This is a genomic window from Brevibacillus fortis, assembly GCF_046196545.1.
Classification (GTDB): domain Bacteria; phylum Bacillota; class Bacilli; order Brevibacillales; family Brevibacillaceae; genus Brevibacillus; species Brevibacillus fortis_A.
In genome coordinates this window covers 1,565,024-1,576,748 of the sequence record NZ_CP176370.1, presented here as the reverse complement: position 1 = coordinate 1,576,748, position 11,725 = coordinate 1,565,024, and the positions used below count along the sequence as shown (strand labels likewise).

Sequence of the window (11,725 nt, the reverse complement as noted above, 5' to 3'; positions counted from 1 at the left end):
TCTGATCATCTTTTTCCAATCATTGACATTATATGTTGGAGACCGATAAGAGGATTCATATTTTTAGAGGCCAACAACCAAATAAAAAACCAAGTAGCCAATAGAGCAGCTGGTAATATCCCCTCATGGTTGACTGTGTTTAAAACCCCACTGTTACAATTGGGTAAGACACAATTGATCAGAGGGGATTTTTTTATGGCTAAAAAAGGACAAACATTTAGAGTTTATACGGAAGAGGAAAAAATGGAAGCCGTACGTCTTTACGAGTCCGGAGTATCTTCTAGAGAAGTCGCCAGAAGATTAGGCATTCCAGAAAAAAGACAGGTGTTGGACTGGGTTAATAAGGTTCGTAATGGGGAGGCACTAACAGCTTCTCGATCAAATCAGGCATGGCGAAAAGGGCGTCCAAAAACCAAATTCACAAGCGTTGAGGAAGAGTTAGCATACATAAAAGCGGAGAATGAATATCTAAAAAAGCGATATCCAAATCTAAACGGGGAGTGACTTCGAAGAAAGCAAGGTTCTCAATTATTGAACAAATGCAAACCAAATATCGATTATCATGGCTGCTCAGTTTTGCAAAAGTATCCCGTGCGGGATATTACAAATGGAGAAAGTCCAGAGAGGCATCTGTTCGACGTAGCGAAAAGGAAGCCAACCTAAAAGAACATATCCTAAGTATCCATCGCTTGCATCCTTATTATGGTTACTTACGAGTGACAGTTGCCCTTCGCAAAGAAGGTTTACAAATCAATCACAAACGTGTCTATCGAATGATGAAGGAATTAGGCATCCGCTCAGTAATTCGTAAAAAAAGACGATTCTTCGGCAGACAGGCATCAGTTGTAAACCCGGATCGTCTGGAAAGACAGTTTAAAGCAGAAGCACCTCTAAAGAAGCTGGTAACCGACATCACCTATCTACGAGTCGGAGAACGATTTTTTTATCTATCTGCTGTGCAGGATCTGTTTAATAACGAAATCGTTGCTTGGCATGTCTCTTCCCAAAACGATTTGTCACTCGTGATGAGCACCGTAGATAGTCTTTGTAAGGGAAGAGAGATGAACGGTTCCGTCCTACATTCGGACCAAGGTTTTCAATACACTTCCAGACACTACAATAAACGTTTGGATGAGTACGGAGTACTAGGAAGTCATTCGAGACGGGGAAATTGCCTGGATAATGCCTGTATCGAGTCATTCTTTTCTCATCTGAAGACAGAAATGATGTATCGATGCTCGGCAAAATCATTTTAGGAATTAAATCAATCTGTTGAAACATACATTGCATTTTATAATCAGAGTCGTTTTCAGAAAAAACTAGGCGACCGTTCCCCGATTGAGTATCGGAAAGCGATCGCCGCGTAACTATGGGTTTTTAGGCAGTCTACTTGACAGGGTTATGACCACAGCTGCTTGGTTTTTATTTTCTGATGCTAAGCAGATATAGGTTTTTCCGGGCGTTTCTTTGTCTCGCCGGAGATTGAAAAATTCGTCCACATTCGCAATAGTCGTTCCACTGGGCCATAACGGAACCGTTTTAGATACAGCGGGCTTAAGAAAAGCTGTCCCACATAAATCACGATCGCTAATCCGCAGCCAGCCAATACCCCGATCTTTCCAAACCACCCGAGTCCATAGCCATAGAAGATCGTCGTACATATGACGGTTTGCAAAAGGTAATTCGTTAAGGAGAGTTTTCCCACGGCTTGAAACCTTGGCAGCCAAGTTGATTCCGTGCTTCTGGAAAAGAACCAAACAAAGGCGAAAAGGTAACCGATGGCAAGGATGGTTCCCCCCGATATCTCACCGACGCCGCTCCACCAAGTTCCCGGCAGATACACATGCAACGCTTTTAACAAAAGTCCAGCTGGCAGGAAGATCAGCATGTTTCGAAGATACGAGGTGCGTTCTTCCTCTGGCTTCTCGAACCACCTGCGCTTCGCAGCATACATCCCAAAAAGGAACATGGGTGCACTCATAAGCGGCGTGATCAACAGTAAAAAAACTATCATGTATTCCGGCAAGCCAAGCGGATCTTCACTGTTTCTATGATGCACGATCTCCTCGTATGTGCCCGTGCCATAGACGGTCATTGTTTTGATGACATACACTTCCATACGAGCAGGGTCGGTAGTACTCGCAGGATCATTCGGATCATCTGGAATAAGACCCATTAAGCTGATGAGGCATAGTAGGACAATCCCCCAAATGAGCAACGTCTTCGGTTTACGGTTCATGAACAGCAACAGAAAGAAGCCCATCATGCCATAAAACCCCAAGATATCCCCTTCCCACAGGAAGTACGAATGAAGGAGACCAAGTCCGATCAACATTAGAAACCTGCGGGCAAGGTAGCGTTTTTGCCTCAAGCCTTTGGCAGCCAAGCTTTGCTGCATCTTGATCATACCAAAACCAAACATGAAGGTAAAAATCGGCATAAAGCTGCCTTCCACAAATATTTTCACAAGCTTATACACAGTCATTTCGTAATCGGGAAGGGCGTATAAATCCATTTCTTGGCTTCCCCAAATCCCATATTGGAAAATCAGCATATTCGCCAGCAAAATCCCTACTAAACTAAATCCCCGCAAGCCATCGATGATGCGAATGCGATTCTGCTTTAGCTCCATGACTATCACCTCAAGCCTGATTGTAACGAGCTAAGCTTAATGGCTTCTAAATCGCACCTTATCGTTACCTTAAATTTACATTCATCGTGGCTTGCGTATGGTGGACGATCAGGAGAACTTCAACCGATCAAATATCGCGACGAATATTTTAGCGATGTTTCTGGCATCATCCATTCCACGATGATGAGTACCTTCGAGAGGGATATTCAACATCTGCAATGCCTTCCCCATCCCCACACCACGCTCGACTCCAATGATCTTGCCGTGTTGATGCTTAATGCTGATATGATGACGAATCCAGCTTGATGGCACATTGTGTAATTCACAATCCATTTTCAATTGCTTCTTGTCGTAGAAGCCCCATGAACAAAGGTGATACTCACTGCCTATCCAGTTTTGAAAGTGGCTGATTGCTTCGCCAAAGCTCGGCGCTTGATCCACCTCTTCTTGAGAAATGGATGTTAATTTTTTGCAAAAGTCTGAGAGAATCGGGTTTAGCTTTGGCTTGATAAAGGTTTGAAACTCACCGATCACGGCAAGGTTCTCATCCAGCTTTACTGCTCCAATTTCTATGATTTCATTTTGCTTCGTCCTGTCGTTTTCCCAGCACGTAGCCTCCAGGTCAAAGATGATGTAATTCATAGTCAATCCTCCCCCATAGAACATCGCATCATAAACCTTGTATGGTTTCTTATGCAAGTATACCAATTTTCCCCTAAAAGCTAATGTTACATTATCAATCGAAATTGATCTTGTCTGCACCCAATATTGATCTCGTCTGCACTCGATCTTGATTTCTCTATTCTATGATATGGGTATATTGCAAGAAGGAGTTATTGCGTATGAAAATGGTACAACGATGGGTTAGCATTTTTCTGTCAGCGGCGATACTCTCGGCCCTCGTCGCCTGCAGCGCGGCCGACGACAAGGGTCAGACTCAGCTCGCTACGACGCAGGCGCCTGTAGGAAGCGCTCAGGAATTGTTCGGCAGCAGCTTGTTCGTAGGCGACTCCATTATCGGAGGACTGACGAACGATGACCTGCTGCCTGAAGCGAACGTTATGGGGGGATTGGGTGCAACGGTTCAATCTACGCTGGACAACGTCGAAGAGATCACGAGCCGCAAGCCGTCGCATGTGTTCCTGTCAATGGGGCAGAACGATCTCGGGGAACCGTCGAAGGAAGCGAAGAAGACGTTCATACAGCAATACACCCGGCTGGTCGATCGTATAAGGGAACTGCTGCCGGCGGCGCGCGTCTACATGCTGTCGATTACGCCTGTAGATGCCGCATCGCCGTTCGGTGCGTCCATGAACCCGCAGATTGAAACATTCAACGCAGCCCTGCAGAAGATGGCGAAGGAGAAGGGCGTAGACTACATTGACCTTACCCCCATTTTCCAGCAGCACAAGATTCTATACGATGAAGACGGCTCTCATTTCACGAACGCATTCTCCCCAATCCTGCGGGGCTATTTGAAGGAGTGGACGGATCTGGCCCATCAGCCGCGCGGTCCGGCGGTCACCGATACGAACGAAGCCTACAAAGCAGCGTTCAGGCACAGTGTTTTCCTGGGAGATTCCATCGTGGGGGCGTTGTCCTATCTGAACAAAGTGGATACGGCGAATGTCATCGCCCCAAGCGGCGCGACTCTCTCTCGCCCTCATGAATGTCGAGAAACTTGCCAGCCGGGCGCCGGAGCATGTATTCATTCTGCTGGGCAGCAATGACATTCAGTTGTCGGACAAGCAGGAATTCGTCGAGCGCTATCGCCAGCTGATCGGCAGCATCCGGAACAAGCTGCCGAAGACCAAGCTCCACATCCTGTCGATCCCGCCAGTCGCCGAGGAAGCCCTGAAGCAAGTGCCGCAGTATACGAACATTCCGGACTTCAACCAAGCGCTTGAACAGTTGGCCGATGAAGTCAAAGTCGATTACGTGGACTTGGCACCCCTCTTCTCCGCCAACAAAATCAAATACGCGGACAACGGCGTTCACTTCAAGCCGGATTTCTATCCGCTGCTCCTGGACTACTTGAAGGGACTTGTAAAGTAGGGAAATGACCGGTTAGTTGGCAAGCATCAAACAGCCCCCACCTTTTAACTAGGGTAGGGGCTGTGTATTTTAGCATTTTACAAAGTGGTTCCTGTATCCTTCCGTATTGATTTCCAACGCATTTAGTTGTCCACCAGAATAGCTACACCCGCCATCTATTCCTATTTTATCACCTGCTGTTGAATACCAAATTTGATTGGGTTCTGTATTCGATTTTATTCTAGAGGTTGGGGTATGTCCAAATATCACAACTTTGTCAATGCCTGTTGGACTTTCTATAAAATTCTCACCTATCCAGACAAAATCAGAAGGTGTTGTTTCTCGCCAATTCCTTGGACAAACTCCAGCGTGTACAAAAATATGTCCTTCATCTTCAAAGTAATAAGGTAAATGATTTATAAAATCAATTTCTTCTTTGCGCTCCACTTTGAGTGTTCTTTTAACAAGCTCTATATCGTTAAAAACTGAATCATCAACACCTTGAAGAAAACTTTCTATTGCGTTCATACCACCCATTTGATGGAGAAAAAACAAATCAAAGGAAGGGTTTCGAGAGTCTAAAAATTCAATTAAAGAATATTCATGATTACCCATTAAAGCAATTGCACCTTCCTCCTCCACCATTCTTTTTATCTCTGAAACAACTTTTAGAGATTCAGGTCCTCTACTTATATAATCACCAATAAAAATAACTTGGTCCTGTATAGGCTTATAATTTATTTTTTCCAGTAGCTGCGTAAGTACATGAAAATATCCATGAATATCACCAATAATAAGTTTCCGTTTCATAGCTACCTCCTTCCTGCTTACTCTTATTATCTCATATTCAGATTCTTTTTCCGAAAACTAGCAACAATTCTTTCGATCAAACGTACAACTCTTAGAAGATACATCATTTACCAATGTAATCGAGGTGTTAACAAGCATGGAAGCATCAATCTCAATTGTCACCTACCGCCCTGAGTTGGCCGCAGCGGTCGCAGATATGTGGAATGCCAGCCGAGATAGCTGGGGAGGCGGAAATTCGATTACGACAGCCGAACAAATCAGACAAGAAGAAGCAGCCTCTGACGCTATCACCGTCTATCTCGCAATGGAGGGTGAGCCGGTCGTTGGTTATTGCAGCCTGGCCGAATATCGGGAAGATACCGGTGCCCTCTACATCCCGTTGCTCAATGTACGTCCCGACTATCACGGAAAAAAAGTCGGCCGGATGCTGCTTTCATGCGCACTGGAGAAAACGATTGAGCTCGGCTGGCCCCGACTTGATCTGTATACGTGGGCAGGAAACACGAAGGCTGTTCCGTTGTATAAGAAGTTCGGTTTTTTCTGGGAAGACCGTGACGACGCCACCCATCTGATGAACATGATTCCTTCTGTGCTCCGTACTGAAGCGATCGCCCACTATTTTGAGGAGCTTGACTGGTATCAGGACTCCACGCGACAGATCGTTGTAGAGCCAGATGGACGTAAGGAAAACGGCTTTGATTACTTCACATACTCCTGGGCAAAAGGAGAAACGAGCTTGCGCGTGGAGTTTGAGCGGCGGGGTCGAGGCATGCGCCTCATCGAGACGGAAGATTATCTCGTGTCTGCCGAGGTGGAAAAGCTGGAGCTGGTCTTTGGACGGGAATATCAAATTCACTACCGGATCGTCAACAAATCGGGCAAGCCGTTACAGATTTCGTTTAACGGGCAACCGGGCGACACGATCCGCTTTGATTATCAGCACGAGCTGGCTGTGACAGGTGAAACGACGCTGTCAGCAAACTTTTTTGTCGACCCAATCACAGAAGAGCAAAGCATCTGGCGCACACATCCGCGTGTTTGTACCCACCTGCTGATCAACGGCAAGGCAGCTCTGTTTGAGGTAGGAATCCTTCCCAAGTTTCCTGCTACCCTTTCCTTGCATGTACCTGGCCTATCCTATCCGGGACAGACAACGCTGTTTTATTTGGACGTGGAAAACAACTTTGCGGAAGAAGCCGAATTTTCATTCGAGCTGCCGGTTTGTTCATTTTTGGGCTTACAAGAACAACGCCACACTTTGAAACTGTCTAGCAAAGAGCGCATTTCGCTTCCGCTGAACGCTGACCTGTATGAACACGGCTTTTACGAAGCCAACGTACAGGTGGAGGCAAAGCTCGCAGATGACAGATCGGTTTCTTTTGCCAAAAAAATCGGAGCTGCCTTTACGGGACTCGGTGCGATGGTGTCGGGAGAAACGGAACAGGCATGGCAAGTTCACCATGGCCGCCATACGCTCTACTTGAGCAAAGAAGATAATGAGATGACTGTTGTCGGCGGGACAGGTGGGGATCCAACCAACGTCCTCTATCCCAAGCTCGGCAAACCGTTTTCCAGCGAGTTCTCGAAAAAGCGTGCCGAGAAAGTTGAGTTTATCGTGGAAAAGGGAGCAGTCGGCATCCGTGCAACGTATCGCTCCGGTGCATACCCACAAATTGCGCTGGTTAGCAAAACGCTCCTGTTCGGAGATGGTACCGTAGAACACGGATTGGAGATAGAAAACCACTCTGCTGACAAGCTGACTACTGAGCTTTGGCTAAACCAAGGCTTTCATCACAGTTTTCATCGCCCCATTGTGCCGTACCAAGGCCGTTATGTTGAAACACCATCCTCGTATGGCAGCGATATGGATTATTGGGATGCTGAGTCAGTCAGTGAAAACTGGCTGTTTACACAGGATGAAACGGCCCCATGGGGAATGTGCTGGCCACCTGAATACCGTTTTGACATTCAAGGCTGGTATGTCACACTTGAAACCAATCTCGGCATGCTTGCTCCACATGAAAAAAAATCGTTCGGTCCCTTCCACTTCTCGCATGGGGGCTATGCTGACTGGAAAGAGTTCCGTGCCTTTGCCCGTAGAGAACCTATGCCAGCAGACCTGATCTTGACCTCTCACCTAGAGTTGAGCGCAAACGGGCAAAATCCGTTTGTCACAAGCAAGGAACTGGATGTACAGGTGAAAGAGTACAAGCAGCAGTACTTGGACGGAGAACTGATCGCATCTCTTTTGAATGAGTCAGCTTCCGAACAAACGCAGAGCTTTACAGAAGATGAGGAAGAGACGGAATCTGGCTTCTCCTTCATGACGCCGGAAAAACCATATGACCTCGTGCAAGTAGAGGGACGTTTTGATACGCATGTGACGCATTTGCAGAGCGCAATTTTCCCAATCGGTCAAGGCAAGGTCATCCAGGAGCAAACAGTAGAAGAGGGACAGCAGGTCTATATCGCCGACAATGGACGATTGCGGATCAAAGCCGCTCCAGATTTTGCTCCGACGCTCTACTCGCTTACAAGCAATGGGCAGGAGTGGCTGGACAGTGCCTTCCCTGAGAGGAAGCCGAAATCTTGGTGGAACCCGTGGACAGGTGGAATCGGCAACTATATGGAGGAGTTAAGCGCGTTTTCACTGGTTAAGGAAGAACGTACTGCTTCCTTTGTCGAGCTAGTCGACAACAAGAAAAATGCGTGGCAGGGAATCAAGGTGAGCTATCATGTGAAAAAGCAGGAGAAATATCGCGGGTTGACTTGCCACCAATATTACTTGCTGCTGCCAGGAGTACCTGTCCTCTGTCATACAGTAGAGATCGAACAAAATACCGGAACGTACTTTGCTGGCAACGAATTAGCCACTGACATCTTTTTGCAGCCAGGAACCGAGGACGAGGCGGTATGGCTGAAAACTGTCGGTACGAATGGCGAGGAGCTCAGCTACAAGCTGGCACAAGGTGAATTGGATGTCCTTGAAGTTTCAGATTATATTCTCCGGCGAGCTACCAGCAAAGATCAGATGCATATCGTGACTGACCTCGATACTGCGGACCTCCAAGTATATGCAAACAAGGAAGTGGCGGTAGCTTCTGTCATACGCGAACTGAATCTGCCAAACAACAGCACTACCTTTACTCCGCCTGTCTTTTTCCTGTTTGCCGACAACACGCTTCCGTCCAATGCCCTATCTGACTTACGGGCGATACGCTTTGCCAAATAAGGGAGGGCAACACAATGAAAATCATTGATGCGCATATGCATTTGTCCCATATCGAGGAATTCAAGCGGACGGCGGCAGAAAAGTCGTTTGTTGATTACTCCGTCGCTGGTCTCTTGCAAGAATATGCCGAGAATGGCGTGGTCCTTGGGATAGGCATGGGCTTGACAGAGACTCAGCCAGACGGCTTTCCCGATGTGGAAGCTGTCACTCCCATGGGACTAGACCTGACAGACGAGTTGCCGCCACAGTTCGTCTGTTGCCTAGGAATCAACCCGTTCAAGCTGGATGAAGCGGCAGTGGCACGCTTGGAAGCTGACCTGCAAAAGCCCAACGTGGTCGGGTTGAAAATCTATCTGGGCTACTATCCCTTCTACGCCTACGATAGCGTCTACGATCCCGTCTATGCACTCGCTGCCAAATACCAGGTGCCTGTCGTCTTTCACACCGGCGATACGTACTCAGAGCGTGGGCTCTTAAAATACTCCCACCCTCTCACACTGGACGAGGTGGCGGTAAAGCATCGAGACGTTACTTTCATGATGGCCCATTTTGGAGATCCGTGGGTACTCGATGGGGCAGAAGTCGTTTATAAAAACCGCAATATGTTTGCGGATCTCTCCGGCTTAATGGTCGGTGATGCAGCCAATTGCAAGCGACTTGCGGATTCCCCTCTCTTCTTCTCCCATCTGCGCCACGCGATCACCTATTGTGATCATTACGACAAGTTTTTGTTCGGAACAGACTGGCCCTTGGCACCAGTGAAGCCGTATATCCAGTTTGTACAGGACCTGATCCCTGCGGAGTATCACGAGGATGTGTTTTACAAGACAGCATTGAAGGTGTTTCCTAAAATCAAGCCGTTTGTTGAGTAGACGATACAAATCCCATGTCTCTTCCTCTCGAAGAAACATGGGATTTTTCTTGTCTGTGTCCCCTTTCCAGAATCCTCTCTCATTTGTTCAATAAAACTTCTTCTATTTACGACAAAAAACGACAGTTTTCGTATTATGATAGTATATGCGAGTTTGCTTATACAACATCAGTCTCGGACAACCATGAAGCTTTCGCTAGTAAAGATAGAGCAAGGTTTCTACTACAATGGGGGAGGACATGTTTCCTTGAAGAAAAAAATTGCCTGGGTTACAGACAGTACCGCACTCATACCTGATCGCATCCTGGAAGAGCATGACATCTACGTCGTTCCACTAGAGATTATCTTTGAAGATGGTACTTATGAAGACGGCATTGATTTAGCGCCTGAACAGCTTTATCAAAAAATTGTGCAGGCCAATTATGCTCCCAAAACGTCACAGCCTTCCTTAGGAAAATTTGTGATGCTCTACGAACGATTAAGGGAAGAGTATGAATGCGCGATTGCTGTCCACCTCTCCTCTGATCTGAGTGGGACCTACAATACAAGTGTAACGGCAGCCAAGATGGTAGACTTCCCTGTCGAGCCGGTAGATTCCAAGCTGATGTCGTACCCGATTACCTCGATAATCTTAAACGGAATCAAGCAAGCCAAAGAAGGAAAAGGCTATCAGGAGATTGCAGCTTCCTTGCGCGAGGAATACAAAAAGTTTGAGAACTATATCCTGGTCGGCAGTCTCGACCAGTTTTACAAAGGCGGCCGAATGACCGGCTTGCAATATTTCATCGGCAATCTGCTTCAGATCAAGCCGATTTTCCAAATTAAAGATGGGCTGTTTGAAGTATATGAAAAGGTTCGTACCGAAGGGAAAGCGGTCAAGCGCATGCTGGAACAGCTGGAGAAAGCCAAGCAGAATTACTCCGTGAAGCACGTGCAGATTTTGCATGGAAACGTCTTGGACAAAGCGCTGGAACTGAAAGAGAAAATTCAGAGCAAGTACTCCGATGTCGAGGTGTTGGTTGGACCGATCAGTTCGACGATTGGGGCGCATGCTGGGATGGGGACGCTGGCGTTGGCTTGGCGGAATGAATAAGAGCAACATCTAATGAACCATTACTACTAGAAAATGGGGCAGCTTCACATGCCGATTTTTTTCGGCAAAGAGCTGCCCCATTTGTATGTCATTTTGGCACAATTTCATCATGTTCCAACCTTGATCACGACATTCCCCTTCTTCCGCCCTGTCTCCACATACCTATGTGCCTCCGATACTTGTTCCAACGAATAACGTCTATCAATAACCGCTTTTATCTGCCCCGCCTCCATCAACTCTTTAAGAAAATCCAAATCCTCCGTCCGCACCTTTGCAATCCCTTGCCCATCGACTGTCAGGAATATCCCGTTCGGCGCTAATAGTTTTACGCACTCCGATTTCGTTGCTTTCCCTACGGCATCAAATACAATGTCATACCGCTCTTCTGTTTTCGTAAAATCTTCTTTCGTGTAATCGATGACGTTATCGGCTCCCAACGATTTCACCATTTCTAAATTGGCGGTACTACATACCCCAGTCACCTCAGCCCCAAAATATTTGGCAATCTGTACCGCGGATGTCCCTACCGATCCAGAAGCCCCGTAGATCAGCACTTTTTGTCCCTTTTGAAGCTTTCCCTTTCGAAAAAAATGCAAGGCGGTCGTTCCCCCAAAAGGAATCGCGGCGGCTTCTTCATGTGTTACATTTGTCGGTTTTAACCCCACGATTGCGTTTTCATGCAGACAGATGTACTCTGCATGCGCACCGCATCGCATCCCGCTTAATGCATAGACGTGGTCGCCTTTTTTAAATCGCTTTACATGTTTTCCGATCGCTTCGACTTCCCCTGATAGCTCTACACCAAGAATAGGATTTCTCGGTTTTGTGAGACCGAGTACGAGGCGCATAGGAATCCAGAGCAAGAACGGACTTTTGAAGGCGCGTATTCTGCAGTCTCCAGATGTAACCGTTGTTGCATGAACTTTTATCAGGATTTCATTATCCTTAGGAATAGGCTTCTCTACTTCTCTTAGCTCCAGAACATCTGGCGATCCGTATTTCGTGCATACCACGGCTCTCATTGACATCCCCCTATCATGCACTTTGCCATGA

The 11,725-nt window shown here is 46.9% G+C and carries 9 protein-coding genes and 1 pseudogene; 6 read left to right on the top strand and 4 right to left on the bottom strand.

The window, feature by feature from the left end; genetic code table 11:
• Positions 1-195 precede the first annotated feature (195 nt).
• Positions 196-1,367 (top strand): annotated as a pseudogene (locus ACKKE8_RS08380) (IS3 family transposase).
• A 68-nt stretch (positions 1,368-1,435) separates the two neighbouring features.
• On the opposite strand, the gene ACKKE8_RS08375 reads toward ACKKE8_RS08380, so the two are convergent.
• The gene (locus ACKKE8_RS08375; RefSeq protein WP_409177762.1) at positions 1,436-2,632 is read right to left on the bottom strand and encodes a DUF418 domain-containing protein; all 1,197 of its coding nucleotides are present in this window, start codon (positions 2,630-2,632) and stop codon (positions 1,436-1,438) included.
• 108 nt (positions 2,633-2,740) lie between these two features.
• Positions 2,741-3,274: an exonuclease domain-containing protein gene (locus tag ACKKE8_RS08370; RefSeq protein ID WP_409177761.1), complete on the bottom strand. Its 534-nt coding sequence runs from the start codon at positions 3,272-3,274 to the stop codon at positions 2,741-2,743.
• 200 nt (positions 3,275-3,474) lie between these two features.
• On the opposite strand from ACKKE8_RS08370, the gene ACKKE8_RS08365 reads away from it, so the two are divergent.
• Both ACKKE8_RS08365 and ACKKE8_RS08360 read left to right on the top strand, forming a co-directional pair.
• Positions 3,475-4,362, top strand: coding sequence for a GDSL-type esterase/lipase family protein (locus tag ACKKE8_RS08365; protein WP_409177760.1), 888 nt, complete (start codon positions 3,475-3,477; stop codon positions 4,360-4,362).
• Positions 4,298-4,687: a GDSL-type esterase/lipase family protein gene (locus ACKKE8_RS08360; RefSeq protein ID WP_409177759.1), complete on the top strand. Its 390-nt coding sequence runs from the start codon at positions 4,298-4,300 to the stop codon at positions 4,685-4,687. Before ACKKE8_RS08365 ends, ACKKE8_RS08360 begins: the two co-directional genes overlap by 65 nt.
• A 69-nt stretch (positions 4,688-4,756) precedes the next feature.
• Here the strand turns inward: ACKKE8_RS08360 and ACKKE8_RS08355 are convergent, their stop codons facing one another.
• The gene (locus ACKKE8_RS08355; RefSeq protein ID WP_409177758.1) at positions 4,757-5,476 is read right to left on the bottom strand and encodes a metallophosphoesterase; all 720 of its coding nucleotides are present in this window, start codon (positions 5,474-5,476) and stop codon (positions 4,757-4,759) included.
• A gap of 136 nt (positions 5,477-5,612) precedes the next feature.
• Between ACKKE8_RS08355 and ACKKE8_RS08350 the strand changes: the two genes are divergently transcribed.
• From ACKKE8_RS08350 to ACKKE8_RS08340, 3 genes are all read left to right on the top strand, one after another.
• Complete coding sequence (locus ACKKE8_RS08350) at positions 5,613-8,708, top strand: GNAT family N-acetyltransferase (RefSeq protein ID WP_409177757.1); 3,096 nt, start codon at positions 5,613-5,615, stop codon at positions 8,706-8,708.
• Between the two features lie 14 nt (positions 8,709-8,722).
• On the top strand, positions 8,723-9,580 hold the full coding sequence (locus tag ACKKE8_RS08345; protein ID WP_409177756.1) for an amidohydrolase family protein: 858 nt from the start codon (positions 8,723-8,725) through the stop codon (positions 9,578-9,580).
• A 246-nt stretch (positions 9,581-9,826) separates the two neighbouring features.
• Entirely contained in the window at positions 9,827-10,672 is an 846-nt protein-coding gene (locus ACKKE8_RS08340; protein WP_409177755.1) for a DegV family protein, read from the top strand.
• A 107-nt stretch (positions 10,673-10,779) separates the two neighbouring features.
• Here the strand turns inward: ACKKE8_RS08340 and ACKKE8_RS08335 are convergent, their stop codons facing one another.
• Positions 10,780-11,694, bottom strand: coding sequence for an NAD(P)-dependent alcohol dehydrogenase (locus tag ACKKE8_RS08335; RefSeq protein ID WP_409177754.1), 915 nt, complete (start codon positions 11,692-11,694; stop codon positions 10,780-10,782).
• Positions 11,695-11,725 lie beyond the last annotated feature (31 nt).